Source organism: Pseudomonas sp. XP1 (genome assembly GCF_053557675.1).
Map to the genome: position 1 here is coordinate 50,121 of NZ_JBNRIJ010000010.1, position 19,615 is coordinate 69,735.

At 65.7% G+C, this 19,615-nt stretch carries 19 protein-coding genes; 4 read left to right on the forward strand and 15 right to left on the reverse strand.

Annotation, left to right across the window (positions count from 1 at the left end):
- From purT to ACK1U9_RS11625, 5 genes are all read right to left on the reverse strand, one after another.
- Window positions 1-1,164: formate-dependent phosphoribosylglycinamide formyltransferase (gene purT / locus ACK1U9_RS11605; RefSeq protein WP_449109913.1), on the reverse strand; the 1,164-nt coding region annotated here is incomplete at its 3' end.
- A gap of 76 nt (window positions 1,165-1,240) precedes the next feature.
- A complete protein-coding gene (locus ACK1U9_RS11610) occupies window positions 1,241-1,708 on the reverse strand; it encodes a VUT family protein (RefSeq protein WP_003252131.1) in 468 nt (155 codons plus the stop codon).
- Between the two features lie 97 nt (window positions 1,709-1,805).
- Window positions 1,806-2,006: a DUF1289 domain-containing protein gene (locus ACK1U9_RS11615; RefSeq protein WP_046616080.1), complete on the reverse strand. Its 201-nt coding sequence runs from the start codon at window positions 2,004-2,006 to the stop codon at window positions 1,806-1,808.
- On the reverse strand, window positions 1,999-2,523 hold the full coding sequence (locus ACK1U9_RS11620) for a gamma carbonic anhydrase family protein (RefSeq protein ID WP_015269134.1): 525 nt from the start codon (window positions 2,521-2,523) through the stop codon (window positions 1,999-2,001). The genes ACK1U9_RS11615 and ACK1U9_RS11620 overlap by 8 nt, the downstream gene beginning before the upstream one ends.
- 44 nt (window positions 2,524-2,567) lie before the next feature.
- On the reverse strand, window positions 2,568-3,167 hold the full coding sequence (locus ACK1U9_RS11625) for a CoA pyrophosphatase (RefSeq protein ID WP_003252125.1): 600 nt from the start codon (window positions 3,165-3,167) through the stop codon (window positions 2,568-2,570).
- Window positions 3,168-3,291: 124 nt separating this feature from the next.
- Here ACK1U9_RS11625 and ACK1U9_RS11630 point away from each other — a divergent pair, with 124 nt between their 5' ends.
- From ACK1U9_RS11630 to ACK1U9_RS11645, 4 genes are all read left to right on the forward strand, one after another.
- Entirely contained in the window at window positions 3,292-3,843 is a 552-nt protein-coding gene (locus tag ACK1U9_RS11630; RefSeq protein WP_085600532.1) for an NUDIX hydrolase, read from the forward strand.
- Window positions 3,844-3,865: 22 nt separating this feature from the next.
- Window positions 3,866-4,420 carry a L,D-transpeptidase family protein gene (locus tag ACK1U9_RS11635; RefSeq protein WP_085600534.1) on the forward strand — a complete coding sequence of 185 codons (555 nt, stop codon included), beginning with the start codon at window positions 3,866-3,868 and terminating at the stop codon, window positions 4,418-4,420.
- 160 nt (window positions 4,421-4,580) lie between these two features.
- Entirely contained in the window at window positions 4,581-6,263 is a 1,683-nt protein-coding gene (locus ACK1U9_RS11640; RefSeq protein WP_153671601.1) for a ShlB/FhaC/HecB family hemolysin secretion/activation protein, read from the forward strand.
- Between the two features lie 27 nt (window positions 6,264-6,290).
- Window positions 6,291-10,817, forward strand: coding sequence for a hemagglutinin repeat-containing protein (locus ACK1U9_RS11645; RefSeq protein ID WP_449109914.1), 4,527 nt, complete (start codon window positions 6,291-6,293; stop codon window positions 10,815-10,817).
- A 101-nt stretch (window positions 10,818-10,918) separates the two neighbouring features.
- Here the strand turns inward: ACK1U9_RS11645 and ACK1U9_RS11650 are convergent, their stop codons facing one another.
- The 10 genes from ACK1U9_RS11650 to gspD all read right to left on the reverse strand — a co-directional run bounded on the left by ACK1U9_RS11650 (window position 10,919) and on the right by gspD (window position 19,614).
- On the reverse strand, window positions 10,919-11,578 hold the full coding sequence (locus ACK1U9_RS11650; protein WP_085600540.1) for a general secretion pathway protein GspN: 660 nt from the start codon (window positions 11,576-11,578) through the stop codon (window positions 10,919-10,921).
- Entirely contained in the window at window positions 11,575-11,961 is a 387-nt protein-coding gene (gspM, locus tag ACK1U9_RS11655) for a type II secretion system protein GspM (protein ID WP_046616075.1), read from the reverse strand. Before gspM ends, ACK1U9_RS11650 begins: the two co-directional genes overlap by 4 nt.
- The gene (gene gspL, locus ACK1U9_RS11660; protein ID WP_108480195.1) at window positions 11,958-13,034 is read right to left on the reverse strand and encodes a type II secretion system protein GspL; all 1,077 of its coding nucleotides are present in this window, start codon (window positions 13,032-13,034) and stop codon (window positions 11,958-11,960) included. Before gspL ends, gspM begins: the two co-directional genes overlap by 4 nt.
- Window positions 13,031-13,702 carry a prepilin-type N-terminal cleavage/methylation domain-containing protein gene (locus ACK1U9_RS11665; protein WP_108480179.1) on the reverse strand — a complete coding sequence of 224 codons (672 nt, stop codon included), beginning with the start codon at window positions 13,700-13,702 and terminating at the stop codon, window positions 13,031-13,033. The genes gspL and ACK1U9_RS11665 overlap by 4 nt, the downstream gene beginning before the upstream one ends.
- 236 nt (window positions 13,703-13,938) lie before the next feature.
- Window positions 13,939-14,307: a type II secretion system protein GspI gene (locus ACK1U9_RS11670; protein ID WP_046617218.1), complete on the reverse strand. Its 369-nt coding sequence runs from the start codon at window positions 14,305-14,307 to the stop codon at window positions 13,939-13,941.
- Window positions 14,304-14,741, reverse strand: coding sequence for a type II secretion system minor pseudopilin GspH (gene gspH / locus ACK1U9_RS11675; RefSeq protein WP_085600544.1), 438 nt, complete (start codon window positions 14,739-14,741; stop codon window positions 14,304-14,306). Before gspH ends, ACK1U9_RS11670 begins: the two co-directional genes overlap by 4 nt.
- Window positions 14,742-14,744: 3 nt before the next feature.
- Entirely contained in the window at window positions 14,745-15,179 is a 435-nt protein-coding gene (gene gspG, locus ACK1U9_RS11680; protein WP_013971171.1) for a type II secretion system major pseudopilin GspG, read from the reverse strand.
- Between the two features lie 17 nt (window positions 15,180-15,196).
- On the reverse strand, window positions 15,197-16,399 hold the full coding sequence (gspF, locus tag ACK1U9_RS11685) for a type II secretion system inner membrane protein GspF (RefSeq protein WP_046617216.1): 1,203 nt from the start codon (window positions 16,397-16,399) through the stop codon (window positions 15,197-15,199).
- A 3-nt stretch (window positions 16,400-16,402) separates the two neighbouring features.
- Window positions 16,403-17,851, reverse strand: coding sequence for a GspE/PulE family protein (locus tag ACK1U9_RS11690; protein WP_085600546.1), 1,449 nt, complete (start codon window positions 17,849-17,851; stop codon window positions 16,403-16,405).
- Window positions 17,851-19,614, reverse strand: coding sequence for a type II secretion system secretin GspD (gene gspD / locus ACK1U9_RS11695; protein ID WP_178081776.1), 1,764 nt, complete (start codon window positions 19,612-19,614; stop codon window positions 17,851-17,853). Before gspD ends, ACK1U9_RS11690 begins: the two co-directional genes overlap by 1 nt.
- Between the last annotated feature and the right edge of the window lies 1 nt (window position 19,615).

Below are 19,615 nucleotides of genomic sequence, written 5' to 3' on the forward strand. Positions count from 1 at the left end.
CGCCTGCGAAGCACGGGTCGCCTTGGCACGCGCCGCTTCGACCGACTCATCACGCGCCAGGCACACGCCCATGCGGCGGGTACCGTTGATTTCCGGCTTGCCGAACAGGCGAATGGCAGTATCCGGCTCACTCAGCGCCGCACCCAGGTTGGCAAAGCTGGTCTGCTGCGACTGCCCCTCGGGCAGGATCACCGCCGAAGCCGAAGGGCCGAACTGGCGCACTACCGGAATCGGCAGGCCAAGAATGGCGCGGGCATGCAGGGCAAACTGCGACAGGTCCTGGGAAATCAGGGTCACCAGGCCAGTGTCATGCGGGCGTGGCGAGACTTCGCTGAACCACACCTGGTCGCCCTTCACGAACAGTTCCACGCCAAACAGGCCACGACCGCCCAGGGCATCGGTGACCGCCTTGGCCACCCGCTGCGACTCGGCCAGGGCCTTGGGGCTCATGGCCTGCGGCTGCCACGATTCCTGGTAGTCGCCCTTCTCCTGGCGGTGGCCGACAGGCTCGAGGAAGGTGGTGCCGCCGACGTGGCGCACGGTCAGCAGGGTAATTTCGTATTCGAAGTCGATGAAGCCCTCGACGATGACCCGGCCTTTGCCGGCGCGGCCACCTTCCTGGGCGTAGTCCCACGACTTCTGCAGGTCGGCATCGCTGCGCAGCAGGCTCTGGCCCTTGCCCGACGAGCTCATCACCGGCTTGACCACGCACGGGTAGCCGACATCGGCCACGGCCTTGGCGTAGTCTTCATAGGTGTCGGCGAAGTGGTACGGCGAGGTAGGCAGGTCCAGCTCTTCGGCGGCCAGGCGGCGGATGCCTTCGCGGTTCATGGTGAGCTGGGTGGCGCGGGCGGTCGGCACCACGTTGAAACCTTCGTTTTCCAGCTCGACCAAGGTGGCGGTGGCGATGGCTTCGATTTCAGGGACGATGTAGTGCGGCTTCTCGGCCTCGATCACCGCGCGCAGGGCCACGCCATCGAGCATGTTGACCACGTGGCTGCGGTGCGCCACCTGCATTGCCGGGGCATTGGCGTAGCGGTCGACGGCGATCACTTCGACGCCCAGGCGCTGCAGCTCGATCACCACTTCCTTGCCCAGCTCGCCACAGCCGCAGAGCAGTACACGGGTCGCAGTGGGCGACAAGGGGGTTCCGATACGGGTCATTTCAGGTCCTCGAAGGCGTCCGGGGCCGCACCAGGCTTGGCGCCGCCCGCTGAAAAAGGACCGCTATTCTACACCATCAACCCGCCACGGCGGCTCGCCGGGCGCGAAATGCCATGGCCAGCCACACAGCCGTGACACCAGCGAATTTCGAGGCCATGGCGGTGCCGATCACGGCTGGGGTCAGGGCGCCGATCATGCCAAAGAAGATGAAGGTGTCCACCGGGATGCTCAGCGCCGAACTCAGCCAGAGGCGGTCGCGCAACGGCCGGCGGGTGATGCTGAACACCAGCCAGTCGATCAGTTCGGAAATGAAGAACGCGGTGGCGCTGGCCAGGGCGATGGCCGGCTCCGAAGTGACATAGGACAGCACCAGCGCCGCCAGCATGGCGACCAGGGCGCCATGGCCGAAGCGGGTCTGCACCATGTCGCGCAGGATGAAAACCAGGCCGCCCCAGGCAGACCAGATGATGTCCAGGTGTGGCGCGCTGGAGAAGGCGTAGTTGATCAGCACTACGCTGCTGATGTAGGCAATCAGATAGAACATGGCGGGTAGTCTGTGGGCAAGCCGCACAGATTACCGCTGGCTTCATCGGCAGGCAACGGTACTTCCTGTAGGAGCGGCGATGAAGCCGACAAGGTGTCTAGCATCCAATAATCAGGCCGGCAGCTACTGCCCTTTCATGGCACAGCTTCAGCACCGCCCGGCGCTCGTCGTTGTCCATTCGCCCCCAACGGCTGATTTCCACCACGGTTCGCTGGCAACCGGTGCAGATATCCTGCTCGTCCAGCGCACAGATACTCACGCACGGCGAGGCCACCGGCCGCTCCACCACATCACTCATCGTCTACCACCAACTCCCGTGCATAACGCTGGGCATTGTGCACGTAATGCGCGGCACTGGCTTCGAGCATGCGCTTCTGCTGTTCGGTCAGCTCGCGCACCACCTTGCCCGGCGAGCCCATCACCAGCGAACCGTCGGGGATCTCCTTGCCTTCTGCAATCAGCGCATTGGCGCCGATGATGCAATGCTTGCCGATGCGCGCGCCATTGAGGATCACCGCATTGATGCCTACCAGGCTGTAGTCGCCCACCGTGCAACCATGCAGCATGGCGTTGTGGCCAACGGTCACGCCTTTGCCCAAGGTCAGCGGCGAGCCCATGTCGGTGTGCATCACCGTGCCATCCTGCACGTTGCTGCCCTCGCCAATGTCGATCAGCTCGTTGTCCCCGCGCAGCACCGCGCCAAACCACACGCTGGCATCGGCCTGCAGGCGCACCTTGCCGATCAGCGTGGCGTTGGGTGCGGCCCAACTGGTGGGGTGGCTCTCGACCCGCAGGTCGCCCAGGCGGTATTTCATGCTTGCTCCTCAGGCTGCAACGCAGACGACGGGGTTGGCCCCCCTCAGTTTTCGATGTAACGCTCAGGGGGCTGGTGCAGGCTGATGCCGGCATCGAACAGCAGGTTGACCAGTTCGACGATCATGATCGCCGACAACCCCCAGATCTTGTATTCGCCATAGCGATAGCTGGGCACATACCAGCTGCGCCCCTGATAATCGATACGGTGGGTATGGTCGCGCGGGTCCTGGCGAAAGAATTCCAGCGGCACGGTGAATACTGCCGCGATCTCTGCATCATTGGCACGGTATTCGACAAAATCGGGGATGAGCCCGACGAATGGCGTCACTTTCAGGCCGTGCAGCGAAATCAGCGGGCTGAGCGGGCCGATCACTTCCACGAGGCCTGGTGGCAGGCCGATTTCTTCCTCCGCTTCACGCAGCGCGGTGAACACCAGGTCCGGATCTTCCGGGTCGCGGCGGCCGCCGGGAAAAGCCACTTCGCCGCCGTGCGTGGACAGGCCCTTGGCGCGCAGGGTCAGGACCAGTTCGGGCGCTTCGCTGCGGGTAATGGGCAAGAGGACCGCCGCTTCAGGGAACCGCCGGTCGGTTTCCAGTGATGCGGGTTGGTGGTTGCTCATTCGGCGAAGTAGCTCGTCCAGCATTGCGCACGCTCGTATCCAAGGCCTGCCTTGCATGATGCACCAAAGGCGCGAAGCACCCAAGCCCCGTGCGCTTGCGGCAGCACGGCCGGCGCGCCAAGATAGCCCAGAGCAAAAGGAACGACACATGAAATTCTGCAGCGCGTGCGGCCAACCGGTCACTCAGCGGATCCCCGAGGGCGACAGCCGCCTGCGGTATGTCTGCGAGTTTTGCCAGACCATCCACTACCAGAACCCCAACATCGTCGCCGGCGTGTTGCCCACCTGGGGCAGCCAGGTGCTGCTGTGCCGGCGCGCCATCGAGCCACGTAGCGGTTTCTGGACCCTGCCTGCCGGTTTCATGGAGAACGGCGAAACCCTGGACCAGGCCGCCCGTCGCGAAACCGTCGAGGAGGCCTGCGCCCGGGTCGGCAGCATGAGCCTGTACCAGCTGTTCGACCTGCCGCACATCAACCAGGTGCACGTGTTCTTCCGCGCCGAGCTGGCGGACCTTGATTTCGCTGTCGGAGTCGAAAGCCTGGAAGTGCGGCTGTTCGAGGAACATGAGATACCGTGGGGCGAGCTGGCTTTCCGCACCGTCACTCGCACACTAGAATGCTACTATCGCGACCGCATCGGGCAGCACTACCCCATAGGCCATGAATACCTGCCGCCGATGAACGTCTCGCCCATTACCTAGAAGCCTTCAGGGATACCGTTACATGCGCTGGTTGTTTGCCCTTTTCTGCCTTTGCGTTACCTCGGTGTCCCAGGCGGCCTTCACCGAGACCATCATCCGCAAGCCCCAGCCGGCAGCGCAAACACCTTCGCCTTCGCAGCAGGCCATGCAACCGCTGATCGACAAGGTACTGGTGATCAAGTCCGAGCGCCGCCTGCAGCTGATCAGCCGTGGCGAGCCGCTGAAAACCTACCGCATCTCGCTGGGCAAGCAGCCCAAGGGCGCCAAGGAGCGCGAAGGCGACAAGAAAACCCCCGAGGGCCTGTACTGGCTGGACTGGCGCAAGCAGAGCGACCGCTTCAACCTGGCCATGCACATCAATTACCCGAACATCACCGATGCCGCCCGTGCCTCCCGTGAAGGGGTGAGTGCCGGCAGCATGATCATGATCCATGGTACGCCGATCAACGACGAGTATCCGGAGTGGTACTTCCACACCCTGGACTGGACGGATGGGTGTATTGCCATGCGCAACCGCGACATGCAGGAAGTGTGGGACCTGGTGCGGGATGGCACGTTGATCGAAATTCGGCCCTGATAGCGGGCCTTTCAACTGATGCTGTAGGAAGCTTCCCACCATCAGGCAAGAACGCGCCTTACAAGCGCTTAGGCTGGGTACTGCATCCAGGCGAACCCCTTAATTTTTAGCATCCACGCAGACGAGTACGAGATCCGTACATCATTTGCGGGGTGCTTCAATGCCGTTCCACATTCACCGCGCCACCTGCTGGGCGCTCACCTGCTGCCTGTCCGGTTTGCTGGCCGCGCCCCAGGTGCTGGCCGACGACCCCGCCAGCCAGCAACTGCGCGATCAGCAGCGCGGTCTGCAACAGCTGGAACAGCAACAGCGGCTGGAACGCTGGCAGCGTCAGCCCGCCCCGGCCAAAAACCCCGACACTACCGCCCCCCTCCCGCACGACCAGCGCTGCTGGGCCATCAGCGGCATACGCGTGGCCGGCAACCGCAAGCTTTCCGACTCGGCGCTGACGCCAACCCTTCGCCGGTTCGTCACCCCGTGCATGGACATCGCGGAAATCAACGGGCTGCTTAAAGCCATCACCCAGCGCTATGTGCAGGCCGGTTACCCGACCAGCCGGCCTTACCTGCAGCAACCACCACAAGACGGCGCACCGCTGGACCTGGTCATCGTCGAGGGGTTCGTCGAGTCCATCGAACTGGCGGGCCCCGATTTGCCCCTGTCCCTCTCAGGCGCCTTTCCCGGCCTGCTCGGGCAGCCACTGTACCTGCCAGACCTGGAACAAGGCCTCGACCAGCTCAACCGCCTGCGCGCTTATGACCTGTCCGCAGCCTTGCTGCCCGGCGAACTGCAGGGCGGCACCCGAGTTGTCGTGCAGCCGCGCAAGGTGGCCTCGCGCGGGCATCTGGACAGCCGCTTCGACAACCGCGGCAGCGACCTGACCGGGCGTCACCGCCTGAACCTCGGCTTCGGTCTGGACAGCCCGCTGGGCCTCAATGATGACCTGCGCCTGTCGCTGAACGGCACGGTGCTCGACGCGCCTGGGCAAAGCCAAGGCGTCTCGCTGTACTACAGCATCCCCTACGGCGCCTGGGCCTTCGCGCTCAGCGCCAGCGAGCTGCGCTACGAGGCGCCGCTCCCCCACAGCCGCCAGGTAGCAGACGGCAGCAGCAGCTACCAGGGCCTGAGCGTCGAGCGGGTGCTGTGGCGCAACCAGCAAGGCATGCTCAGCGCCAGCGCCCGGCTGGACCGCAAGCAAATGGTCAACCGCAGCGCCGGCGCGGTGATCGTCCAGCAGAGCCCCACCCTGGTCTCCGTGGAAGCGGGTATCAACCTGCTGTGGCTGGAAACAGGCCTGTGGAATGGCTACCTCGGTGTCGCCCAGGGAATCGACGCCTTTGGTGCCGACCGCTCGCCGTTGGGAGCAGAACGCCTGCGCCCGGATTTTCGCAAGTACCGCGCCAACCTGCTGCACCTGCGCCAGGGCCCGGCCAGCCACCCATGGCGCTGGCAGAGCGAACTGGCTCTGCAATACAGCAGTGACCCGTTACCCGCTGTCGAGCAGTTGCTGGTCAGCGACGATTCGGCCGTGCGCGGGTTTCGCCTGCGTACCTACTCCGGTGCCAGCAGCGCCGTCTGGCGCAACACCGTCAGTCAGCCGCTACCGGAAGGCTGGACCGCTCCCCTGCAAGTACGCCCCTACATCGGCCTGGACCTTGGCTGGACCCGCAACGCCGAAGGCAAGCCTTCACAACGCCTTGCCGGGACCACCGCCGGCGCCGAACTGAGCCTGCCCGGCAGCCACCTGCGCCTGGGCTACCAACGCGCGCTGTACGCCAGCGACCTGCCCCGCCCGCTGCTGGAGCCTGGCTTCTGGGTGGTGGAACTGGCCCTGAACATCTGATTCACCCACAACAAAGAGAACGAGAACATGCAAACACTCTCGCAGTCACCGTCTACCCGCCCGGACACCTTGCGCTGGGCCATCTTCCTCGCCCTGCTCGGGCCCGGCACCGCTCTGGCCCAGGGCGGCCTTACAGCAACCAGCGGCCCCGGCGGCACACCGGTCATCAACGATGGGCATGGCGTCCCGGTCATCAATATTGTCGCGCCAAACGCCAACGGACTGTCGCATAACCAGTTCCTCGACTACAACGTGGATCGCTCCGGGGTGGTTCTGAACAATGCCACCCAGGCCGGGCAGTCGGAATTGGCCGGTGCCCTGGCGGCCAACCCGCAATTCCAGGGCCAGGCGGCCTCGACCATTCTCAACGAGGTGGTCAGCCGCAACGCCTCGCTGATCGAAGGGCCGCAGGAAATCTTCGGCCGCCCGGCCGACTACATCCTGGCCAACCCCAATGGCATCACCCTCAACGGCGGCAGTTTCATCAACACCACACGCGCCGGTTTCGTGGTGGGCACCCCCGAGTTCGAGGGCCAGCGACTGAAGTACCTCGACACGATCAACGCCAGCGGTACTCTGCAAGTGCTCGAGGGCGGCCAGCGCAACCCCAACGGCGCCCTCGAACTTATTGCCCCACGCGTAGACAGCAAAGGGCTGCTGATGGCGCGCAACTCAATCGATATCACCGTCGGTCGCAACCGCATCGACAGCACCAGCGGCGAATTTCTCGAACACCTGCCGGGCACTCCGTCCAGCATCGATGCCAGCCTGTTCGGCGCCATGCGTGCCGGGCGCATTCGCGTGGTGAGCACCGCAGAAGGTGCCGGGGTGCGTGTGGGGGCATCGCAATTGCTGGGTATCGACGGGGTCGACATCCAGTCGGCCGGCGCGCTGCAGGTAAGCGGCAAGGCCGACAACCCCGTCGAACTGCACAGCGAACAGGGCGATCTGCGGCTCACCGCTGCCGATGGCCTGACACTTGAAACCGTTGATGGGCAGGCTCGGCGAATCGAGGCCAAGGCCGGCAAGAAGCTCACGCTGGATGCCACGACTCGCGAAAACATCGAACGCGACAGCGACAGCTGGAACAAGAAGTTCCTGTTCGTCACCCGCGAAACCTACAACCGCGAAACAACCACCACCCATCAGCAGCAACAGGGCAGCAGCTTGCAAGGCAAGGACGGCGTGCTGCTGCAATCCGCTGACGACATGCGCCTGGTGGCGGCCAAGGTGGATGCTGGCAATGAGCTGACCCTCGACAGCGGCGCCAACCTGGCCATCGCTGCCGGCATCGACAGCCAGCACACCGAAGAGCAGGTTCGCCACCGCAAGGACTTGTGGCGCGGTGACAGCGATACAGACCAATTCAAGGAAACCGCACAAGGCAGTGCGCTACAGGCCCAGCGCATGACGCTGAAGGCCAGGAATTCCGTCGATGTGAAGGGCAGCAGCCTGCAAAGCCGCGGCGACATGGCGATCGAAGCCAAGGAGGCAAACATTGGTACCACCGCCCTGCAGGAGCGCGGTACCCGGCGCGACTATCGTGGCGACCTGGTATCCGGCACCTTCTTTGGCGACCGCAAGGGTAACGACAGCGAAGGCCAGGCCGTTGCCGGTAGCAGTGTCACGACGGACGGCAAGCTGGCCGTGACAGCTGACCAGGTGGCCATCAAGGGCAGTACCGTGCACGGCAAGAAGGACGCGCTGCTCTACAGCACGAAAGGTGCACTGGCCATCGAAGCCGACCATGGCCGCACCACCTCCACCGACCGTACCAGCGACAGCAAGCTGTTCGGCCTGATTGGCAGCGACCACGAGAGCACCGACCGTACACAGCAGGTACTGACCAGCGACGTCGGCTCGGCCACCAATCTGCGCCTGGCCAGCGCCGAGGAAATGCGCATCCAGGGCGCCAAGGTTGCAGCGGGCGGGCACCTGCAGGTAGAGGCCAAGGGGGACCTGCTGATTACCAGCGCGCAAGCGGTTGACGAGCGCGAAACCCGCAACCAGCAACGTGGTTTCAGCACCAGCGCCAAGCAGACCCAGGAAGCCGAGGATGGCAAGCCAGAGTCCCGGCAGTACTCGGCCGGCATTGCCTATGATGTCGCCACCACCAGCAGCAGGCAGCGTGCCACCAGCCAGGTTGTCAGTGAGCTCGAGGGCGCTTCGGTGAGCCTTGGCAGCAAGGCTCACCTGCAAGTCAACGGCGCCACGGTGAAGGCCGCCGCAGGCGACCTCGATATGCAGGCTCGAAAGGTGACCCTGGGTGCAACCCGCAATGACCATGACACCACCACCAGCACCACCCACAGTGGCGGCGGTTTGACAGTGACCGGCGGCATCGACCGACTGGGCAGCTTGTTCGAAGGCCATCACAACCGCCAGGTGCAGGCCGAACGCGACAGCAAGGTGCAACGCAGCACATTGCAGGCCAGCGGCGACCTGAAGATTACTGGCGATGAACTGGTCACCGAGGCCGCACACGTCAAGGCTGGCAACGCACTGCAAGTAACTGCCAAACGCATCGACAACCGCGCGGTACAGGATACCGACGAAACTGAACAAAGCCGTGGCGACTGGTCGGGCAGCCTCGGCGCCAGTGTCGAGTACCGCGACCTTACTCGCCCCATCGAACGCCTGGTACTGGGCGAAGAAGCCGCGCGCTTCCAGCAAGCCTCCCCCGAAGACGCCATGGCGCCACCCAGCGTTGGCGCCGACATGACCGTGGAACACCTCAAGCGCCTGGAAAACCAGCGCCGCGGCTTTGCCCAGGTGAGCGAGTTGTCCGGGGCCAAGGTCGAAGTCAAGGCCGAGAACATCACCGACCAGGGCACCGCCTGGCGCGCCAACGCTGGCAAGCTGCAGATCGAGGCCCGGCAACACCAGATGCAGGCAGCCGAGAACACCCAGGAAAATACCGTGCAACGCCTGGCCTACGGCGGCGATGTGCGCCTGGACACCAGCACCGGCGAAGACCTGAATGTGCGCGCCGCCGGCAAAGGCGGCTCGCTGGACAAGAAGGACACCGCCAGCAGCGCCGTCCCCGGCAGCCTCTATGGGCAACAGGGCATCCAGGTGCAACTGGGCAGCTCTGGTCGTTATGAAGGGACGCGCATTGATGGCGGTGAAGGCAGCGTGGTCATGAGCAGCGCCGGTTCGCTGGAATTGCCACAGGCAAATGATCAGGCCGAACAGCAGTCCCGCCAGCTCGACGGCAATGCCTGGGCCAAGGTCGGCAACCGCCCGGGCAGCACCGGCGTCGAAGGCCGAGGCTACCTCGACCACGGGCAGAGCCAGAGTACACAGCGCAAGGCTCAGGTGGCGCAGATCGACGCCAAGGGCCAGGTAATGCTGAGCAGTGGCGGCGACCTTGTGCTCGAAGGCACCCGCATTGGCAGCCGCGAGGCCAAGACCGGCGACATTCAACTGCAAAGTGGCGGTCGGCTGCAGGTCAAGGCGGCCAGCGATACCCAGAACGCTACCGGCGCCAAGATGGGCGGCGGCGCGGAGCTGGCGGTCAAGGCTGGCAACATCACGGGCGGCGCCATCGGCGGCCACTTCAGCCATGGCAAGCAGGACGAAGAGGCACGCCAGGCGGTGAATGCCGCGTTCGCCAGCAACGGCACACTGAAGCTGGGCAGCAGCGCCCGCGAGGATATCGCCCTGCACCTTGAGGGCCTGCAGGCCTCGGCCGAACAGATAGCCCTCGACGCATCGAATGGCGGCATGCTGGTGGAAGCATCGTCCAGCCAGGAGCGGCGTGACAACCTCGACATCACCGCCGGGGCCGGCTTCGACATGGCCGAGGGCGCGCTGGACACCCGCGGTCTGCATGGCCGCCTCAAGGTGGATCTCGACAAGCGCGACAACCTCACCTGGAATGCCAGCGACCTGCGCGCCGAGCGCATCGACCTGCAAAGCCGTGGCGATACCCGCCTCGAAGGCGTCACCCTGGAAACGGGGCGTATCAAGGGAGTGATCGACGGCGACCTGCGCATCGCCAGCCGCAAGGACAACGTCAATACCTTGAGCGTGAAAGGCGATGCCCGGCTGAGCCAGGAGAAAAACCCGCGGGGCTACGTCAACGCGGCCACTTCGGTGGCAGGGCCGCTGGGGAGCAAGGTTGAGAAGAAAGCTGGCTCCGTGCTGAGCAAGGCAGACCCGGGGCTTTCGCCCACCTTCCGCCTCGACGTGTCGCACGCACAGCGCGACAGCGTAGGCCAGCAGGCCACGCTCAAAGGTAGCGACGGTATCGACCTGCAGGTCGGCGGCAATGCCCACCTGGTGGGTGCACGCCTGCAGTCGGCCAAGGGCGATGTGATGATCGACGCCAACTCGGTTACCCGGGAAACACTTAGCGGTAACGACTATCGTCGGGATGTGTCGATCGATGCGTCGAACTCACCGGTGGACCTGGGCACGGCAGTGGCCGAGCTGGCCAAGGGCAAGGGTGCGGCGGATGGGGAAAATGCACTGGACCTGGGGTTGTTGAGGACCAGTGGGCACAATCGCAGTGAGCAGTGGGCTTCGAGTGTGCAGGGCAAGAAAAACTGAAGCAGGCGCCACGCTGGAGGGCACGGGCTTCGTGCCCTTTCAGCATTTGGGCCAGACAGTTGATTGGTTGAAGGAGCCAGCTTGCCGGCGACAAAATCTATTTACCAGCGCAAGTCCCGCTGCCCTGCCAGCGCCTGCGGCCCAAGCCACTGCACACCACGCAGCAAAGGCGTCAGCGCCGCCTCCGGCTGCAACTTGACCATCACCTGCGCCCGGCGCGCTGGCAGGTCGGCATCCACGGCCAATTCATGCTGCCCCTGCTGCACCAACTGCCCGCGCAGGTGCCAGCCGCTGCGGCAGTCCATTTCCAGCCAGCCCTGCCCCAAGCCCAGTGACCAGGGCTCGCTCAAGGCAAGGTCGGTTACCGTCATGCGGCCTTCGCTGGCACGGCATTGCCGCCCTGCCCCCTGCATCCGCAACGTGCCCTGCCACTGGCCGGCCAAGCGGTAGTCCGTCGCGACCGTCGCCTGGGCCCCCATGGCCGTTGCCTCCAGCCGCCAGCGCCATGGCCAGCCTTCGGCGCGCAACTGCCAGGCCTGGCCCTGGAAGCCCAGCTGCGCGTTCGCCTGCAAGCGCCAAGGCTGCACCGCCCAACGCAATGGCCCGACCGGCCCCAGCTGCTGCGCCTGGCCCTGCCACAGGCTGCCGCTGACCTCACGCGCTGGCAGGCCTATCCCGCGCACCACCCAACTGGCCGGCAGCTCCACCAGCAATGTCACGGCGAAAACCGACATCACCCACGCGCCACTTATTCGGCTCATGGCCGCACCACCAGGTCGAAGTGCAAACCCTTTTCATGCTGTTCCAGCCCCCATTGCAGTGGCTGAGCACCTTCTGCACGCAGGCTTTGCAACCAGCCTTGCAGCACTCGCTCGTCGGCCACCTGCCCACGCAGTTGCCAGGCCTCGCCCTGCGCATCGACCTCCGCCAGTTCGATCTGCCGCGCCTGGGCCGACTGGCGCAGCCGCTCCAGGTTCAACCCCGGGCCGCCTTGCAGGCCTGCGGCCTGTTCGGCCAGCCCGCGCCACTGGCTGAGCTCGCGCCATTGCGCAAAGCCTGCACGCACGGCCAGGAACGCCAGCAAAAGCGCAATCAATGCCCAGGCGAACTTCAAACGATGACGCTGTATCCAGTCCCGGTTCATGAAGCTGCTCCCAGGTCGAACACCACTTGACCGTCCTGCACCTTGACCGAGGCCCCGGCAGCTGTCGCCATGTCGCTCCATGGCGGTGTACTACCCTCGCCCTCCAGCCGCAGGTGCCAGCGCTGGCCATCGAAGCGCACCGCTTGCAGACGCCAGCCGGGATGATCACGCAGCCAGGCCTGCAACGCCGTCTGCAGGCCTTCGAGCTGGCGCGTGTGCAGTTGCTGCTGCAGTTCACTTTCGCGCAGGCGCTTGAGGGCCTGCGCAGCGTGCCGGGGGCTGGCCTGCTCACCGGTCACTGCGATGACCTGGCTGCGCCAGAGTTGCGCCAGGGCCCATTGCTTGCTCAACCACAGCCCGCCCCAGACGGCAGCCAGTACCAGGCAGGCAGCGAGCAGCCGTTGCTGCGGCCGGGACACCACCGGCAGCGAGCGCACCTTGCGGGTACGCTCGAACAGGCCGGGCAGTGTATCGAGCGGTGCCAGCGTACTGGGCCAGTCGCCGCTCAGCGAAACCTTTTGCAGCTCCGCCCACGGTTGCTGTGGCACCTCGCCCAATGCATCCGGCCAGGCCAGCCAGTGCTCCTGCCTGTTTTCGGCCAGCCCTTTGTACAAATACATGTCGGGTGTGCGCTGCCATTGCCAGGCATGTCCCACCTCGGGGGGCGGCAGCAGCTGTAGTTCGGCCCAGCACCGTGCCACCTGCAAGCCCCATTCGGCGCACTGCCCGCGCCAGTCGTCCAGTTGCTGACGGGCTACCACCAGCAACCGAAGGTGGCCGGGCTCACGAGCCAGGCAGGCACATGTCACTTCGTCGACGGCCTGCAGCAAACGGTCTTCGAGCAATAGCGGCCATTCTTCACGCTTGAGCCCGGGCGGTGCCGGCACGCGGAAATAGCTGCAGGCCTCGGCGGGCAGGATCAACGCCACACTGGCCTGCAGATTTGCCGGGGGCTCGCCCTGCCCATGGCGTTGCACGAGGCCGCCCTCGACCATCGCCCAGTGCCAGACAGCGCCCGGTCGCAGCAACAGCCACGTCCGGGCAGGGTTGCGCTGTCCCCATTCAAACTTCATGAGCGCCCCCACGGGAGGGCGAAGGTGCAGACATAGGGTGCTCCATCACGCTGCAGTTCAAGACGCACGCCACGGCCGGGGTGCGCAGGTTGGTCGGAAGGCCAGGCCTGCCAGCGGCCGCCCTGGTAATAAAGAACATTCATGGCGCTGACCCGGTCGAGCCGCTCGCGCTGAACCCAGCGGGGGGCGGCTGCGGCATAGAGGTCGGCCGAGCTTTCCAGCAGCAGGCGCTGCTCACGCGCCTCGAAGCGCAGGCGCTGGCGCTGCAGGCGCGAACCGCCTTCGGCTTCCGGCATGCCGGTAATGGCGACCCAGAGCAACTGGTTGCTTGCCGGTTGCCAGTCCAGCCAGCGGCTGGCCATGGGCAGGCGCTGGTCGTAGACCCGGCGCATTACCGGGCTATCGAAGCGACGCTCCAGGGCCAGACAGAAGTCCAGCACCGAGGTTTCCTGCGTGGTGACCTGCAGGCGCTCGCGAACCTTGAGCCAGCCGTTGACCAGGGCGGCGAGCATGATGCCGAGCACAGCAGTAAGTGCCAGGGCGACCATCAGCTCGATCAGGGTAAGGCCGGCCTGACGGTGCTTGCTGGGCTGGGTCCAAGGCTGACGGGTATGCGCCCTCCCTGTGGGAGCGGGCGCGCCCGCGAACACCGGCGAAGCCGGTGCCATACACAGAGTCGCCTGCTTCGCGGGTAAACCCGCTCCCACAGGGGCAGCACAAGCTTCACGATCTCTGTCACTCACGGCTGATCCAGGGGCAGGCACCTGCGCGGGGTGGAACCGGGCCTCTGTGGGAGCGGGTTCACCCGCGAACACCGGCGAAGCCGGTGCCATACACCGAGTCGCCGGCTTCGCGGGCATGCCCGCTCCCACAGGGGCAGCACAAGCTTCACGGTTTCTGTACCTCATGGCCGCTCCAGAAACACGGTGTACTGGCCTAGCGGCAGGCGCTGGTCGCGGTCGGCGAACAACAGCAGGTCGCCGCGGCGCAGGTCGCGTACGCCGGTGCGGCGTAGTTGCAGTTGCCAGTGGCAGCGCTGGCCGCCCTGGCTCAGCTCACCGCCAACCTGGTTTTCCGCCGGCCAGTACTGCTCGACGGCAAAGCGGGTTTGCAGTTCTCGCGCGCATAGCAGGCCAAGGCGGTGTTGCTGGAGGTTGTCCTGTACCGCCAGACGTTGGCGCAAAACCTGGCTGGTGATCACCGCCAGCACCGCGGCGATCGCCAGGGCTACGGTCACCTCCAGCAGGGTAAAGCCACGCTGATGCCGCTTCATGGGGCGACCACCACCTGCAAGCGGCCATCCCGGCTCCAGGCCCATTGCTGGCTGCCATCGGCCCAGCGCCAGTGCACGTTGCCCGGTTGCGCCCAGCCGTGCGGGGTGAACAACAGGCGCGGCTGCGGGCCGGCCGGCCAGTCCGGGCGCAGGCCCTTGGGCCAGTCGCCAAGGGCGGCTGCCTCGACCACCCAGCCATTACCTTCGCGCCGGACGAACTCCGGGCGCTGGCCATTCCAGCGCAGCCCGCGCAGCTGCCCGGCATGCCGGGCCAGCGCGGCCTGCGTCCGGGTCTCGCTTGCCAGCCGTTGCAGCGCCTGGTCGACACTGGCCTGGCTGTTGCCGAACCCGGCCACCGCCAATCCGGTCATCAGCCCGGCGATGGCCAGCACCACCAGCAGCTCGATCAGGCTGAAGCCCTGCTGACGGCGCACCCGTTACAGCTCCCAGTTACCCAGGTCGGCATCCTGGCCTTCGCCGCCCGGCAGGCCGTCAGCGCCCAGCGAGTACACGTCGACCCGGCCATGTTCGCCTGGCATGCGGTACTGGTACGGGGTGCCCCACGGGTCTTCCGGCAGGCGGCGCACGTAGCCGTCGCTGCGCCAGGCCCTTGGCAGCGGTTCCTGGGCCGGCTTTTTCACCAGCGCGGCCAGGCCCTGCTCGCTACTGGGGAAGCGCAGGTTGTCCAGGCGGTACATGTCCAGCGCCTGCTCCAGGGTGGCCAGGTCGGCCATGACCTTCTGCTTCATGGCCTTGTCCTGGTTGCCCAGCACGCTGGGCGCGACCACCGCGATCAGCAGGCCGATGATGAAGATCACCACCATGATTTCCATGAGGGTGAAACCGCGCTGGCGGTTACGTCGATGCTGCATGGCAGTACTCCTTGTCGTCACAGTTGCAGGCCCTGGTTGAGTTGCATGATCGGCAACAGCACCGCCAGCACGATGAACAGCACCACGGCGCCCATCACCAGGATCATCAGGGGTTCGAACAGCGCCATGGCGGTATCGACCTGGCGGGCGAAGCCGCGCTCCTGGTCGTCGGCCACGCGCTCGAGCATGTCGGCCAACGTGCCGCTGGCCTCGCCGCTGCCAACCATGTTCACCAGCAGCGGCGGAAACTGCTGGCTGGCATCCAGCGCGCGATGCAGGCTGGTGCCGCCCTGCACCTGCTGGCGCACCTGCTCCATGGCCAGGCGGATACGCCGGTTGCCGACGGTTTCGGTGGCCACTTGCAGGGCTTCGAGCAGGGCCACGCCGCTGCCGCTGAGGATTGCCAGGCTGCGGGCCAGGCGCGCGCTTTCCAGCACCTGCAGCAGGCTGCCGATATGTGGCAGGCGTAGCAGCAGCTGGTCGCGGCGCAGGCACCAGTGCGGCTTGCGCAGCAACCAGCCGCCGAGCGCGCCGAGCAACAGGGCCAGCCCCAAAAGCCAGGGCCCGGCCTGCACCAGCCCTTGGCTCAGGCCGATCAGCAGCGATGTAATGAACGGCAGGCTCTGCCCGGCATGGGCGAATTGTTCGGTGAGCTTGGGTACGACGAAGGTCATCAGGCCTACTACCACGGCAAGCGACACCCCCATCAACACGGTGGGGTAGATCAGCGCAGTACGTGCCTTGTGTTGTTGTCGTTGTACCTGCTCCAGGTGGTCGGCGAGGCGGGTCAGCACCTGGGCCAGGCGGCCGGACCGCTCGCCGGCCTCGACCAGCGCGCAGTACAGGCCGGTAAACGGTGCCCCCTGACGCGCCAGGCTGCGGGCCAGGCCCAGGCCTTCGGCCAACGAGCCGCGCAATGCCACCAGCACACTGTGCAGGGCGGGCTGGCGCAGTTGCCGTTCCAGGGTAGCCAGGGCGTCGACCAGAGGGATGCCGGCACCGGTCAGGGTGGCCAGCTGACGAGTCAGTTCGCACAGCTGAGCGCGGCTCAGGCGCTGGCGCCGGGGTTGTCGGGTGCCAGCTTGGTGACGCTGCAAGCGGCGTGCGAACAGGCCCTGCTCACGCAACAACTGGCGGGCATGACGTTCGCTGTCGGCCTGCAAGCTGGCCTTGTGGGTCTTGCCGGCGAGGTCGACGGCCTGGTAGCGATAGGTCGGCATGGCTCAGCCCTGCACCACGCGCAGTACTTCGGCCAGGCTGGTCTCGCCACGGGCCAGGCAGTCGCTGGCCATCGCCACCAGGCTCTGCCGGCGTCCGGCCAGGTAGTCCTGCATGACCAGTTCACTGGCGCCGTCGTACAACAGGCCGATCAGCCCGGCATCCAGCTCGATGAATTCATACAGGCCCAGGCGCCCGACATACCCGCTGCCCTGGCACTGCTCGCAGCCAACCGCGTGGTAGCTGCTGCCCAGCGCCGCCAGCTCGGGCCACAGGTCGCGTTCCGCCGGCTGCAGCGGGTGCGCCACGGCGCAACTGCACAAGCGCCGCACCAGGCGCTGGGCCAGTACGCCACGCAGGCACGAGGCGATCAGGAACGGTTCGATGCCCATGTCGCGCAGGCGGGTCACCGCGCCCACCGCACTGTTGGTGTGCAGCGTGGACAACACCAGGTGGCCGGTGAGGCTGGCCTGCACGGCGATCTGCGCGGTCTCCTGGTCACGGATTTCGCCGAGCATGATCACGTCCGGGTCCTGGCGCAGGATAGCGCGCAGGCCGCTGGCAAAAGTCAGCCCGGCACGCGGGTTGATGGCAGTCTGGCCGATGCCGGCGATAGCGTATTCCACCGGGTCCTCGACAGTGAGGATGTTGCGGCTGCCGTCGTTGAGGCTGTTGAGGCTGGCATACAGGGTAGTGGTCTTGCCCGAACCGGTGGGCCCCGTGGACAGCACGATGCCGTTGGGCCGTGCCAGGCAACTGCGCAGGCCCTGCAACACCGCCGCCGGCATGCCCAGGTTGCCCAGCGCCAGCAGGCTGGCCTGCTTGTCGAGCACGCGCATCACCACCCGTTCACCGTGGATGCCGGGCAGGGTCGAGACCCGCACATCCACTTCGCGCCCCGCCGCACGCAGGGTGATGCGGCCATCCTGGGGCTGACGCTTTTCGGCAATGTCCAGACGGGCCATGACCTTGATCCGCGACACCAGCATGGCCGACAGCGCACGCGGTGGGCGCAACACTTCGCGCAGGTGGCCATCGACCCGCAGGCGCACCACCAGGCTCTGCTCGAAGGTTTCTATATGAATGTCCGAAGCGCGCAGGCGCAGGGCCTGGCCGAACAGGCCGTTGATCAGGCGGATCACAGGGGCTTCGTCGTCGCTTTCCAGCAGGTCCTCGATGCGCGGCATTTCGCTCATCAGGCTATCCAGGTCGACCTGGTCGCCAATGCCTTCGATCAGCGCCTCGGTGGCAGCATCGCCGGCCTGGTACAGCTGGCCGAGGCGTTCGTCGAACAGTGCAGGCTCCAGGTATTCGAGCAGGCTGGGCTGGCCGTGCACGCGCAGCAGCTCCTGCAATTGGGCGCTGTCGGCATCAGGCCGCAGCCACAGCTGCCAGCCCTGCTCCGCCGGGGCCATGGCTACCCCGCTCTGCCGTGCCTGGCGATAAGGCAGCATCACCAGTCACCGCCTTCCAGCCGTGCGCGGCTGGAGGGGAACACTTGCAGCAACGGCGTAGCGTTTTGCCCATCCGCCAGGGCGGGCAACTGCAGCGGCGTGGTCTGCTGCAAGGTGCGGTACTTGTCTTCGCTGAGCCCGGCCAGGCTCGGCCCGTCACGCAGGATGCGCGGGCGGATGAACACCATCAGGTTCTGCTTGGTGTTCTTGGTGGCGTCGGAGCGGAACAGCCGGCCCAGGTAAGGGATGTCGCCAAGCAGCGGCACACGCTGGTCGCTGGTGCTCAGTTCGTCGCTGATCAGGCCGCCGAGGATCACCAGGCCGTTGTCCTCGACCATGACCTTGGTCTTGATCTCGCGCTTGTTGGTGATCACGTCGCTGGCAGCCGTGGTGTCGGCAATCGACGACACTTCCTGGACGATGTCCAGGCGCACGCTGTTGTCGATGTTGATCTGCGGCTTGATGCGCAGCTTCACCCCGACTTCCTTGCGCTCGATGGTCTGGTACGGGTTGGCGTTGTTCTGCGTTACCGATCCGGTGACGAAGGGCACTTCCTGGCCGACCAGAATCGACGCCTCGGCGTTGTCCAGGGTCAGCAGGGTTGGCGTGGACAGCAGGTTGAAGCCGCTCTTGCCTTTCAGCGCGTTGACCAGCATGGCGAAGTTGAAACCGCCGCCGAAATGGCCGATACCCGCCATGGCGCCGGTGGTGCTGGACAGCAAATCGCCAAGGGCCTCGTTGTCGCCACTGGCGGCGGCCCCGGCGATGCTGGCGATATTCACCCCGTTGCTGCCGAAATTGACGATGCCGGCACCGAACTTCTCGTCAGCGAACAGCCACTGCACGCCCAGCTCCTGGGCGCTGCTGTCGGACACCTCGGCGATGATCGCCTCCACGACTACCTGGGCACGGCGGATGTCCAACTGCTCGACGATGGCGCGGTAGGCGGCCAGCTCGCTGTCGGGGCCGACCATGACCACGGCGTTGGTGCCCTCTTCGTATTCCAGGCGGATGCTCGAGCCGCCGGCGGCGGGTACTACAGGCCTGTCCTTGCCCTCTGCATCGCCCGCACCTTCAGAGGGCGTCATGCCTTCCTGGCTGAGCCCGCGCAACACCTTTACCACTTCGCCCGCATTGGCATGGCGCAGGTAGATGACCTGGGTACTGCCGGTGCCTGGTGCGTCCTGGGGGCGGTCGAGCTGGCGCAGCAAGCTGGCGATACGTTCCAGGTTGCTGCGCCAGTCGGTAACGACCAACTGGTGCGCCGCCGGATAAGGTGTGATCACACCGACCCGTGGGTCGATCAGGGGCTTGAGAATGCCCAGCACCTGCTCGCTGGCGGCATTGCGCACGTTGAATACCCGCGTAGCCACGCTGTCGCTGCCTTCCCCCTGCTGCCCTCCCGCCTCCACCGGCACAGGCTCCAGGCGAGCAGCCTGGTCGGGAACGATCTTCACGCTGCCGTTGGGCAGGTCGACAGTGGCGTAGCCCTGGGCGCGCAGCTGGGCCAGGAAGATGTCGTAGATGGCATCGGCGTCGTGCAGGTCGACGGTGCGTACGGTGACCTTGCCCTTGACCCGGGGGTCGACGATGAAGGTGGTGCCGGTGATGCGTGACACGCTGTCGATGAACTCGCCCAGTTCGGTGTCGACGAAGTTCACCTCGTACATAGGCGTGCCGTTGTCATCGAACACCGGCTCTTCAGCACAGGCCATGGAGAGGGCCAGGCTCAGCGCGGCCGCCACGCAATATCTGACAGGCATC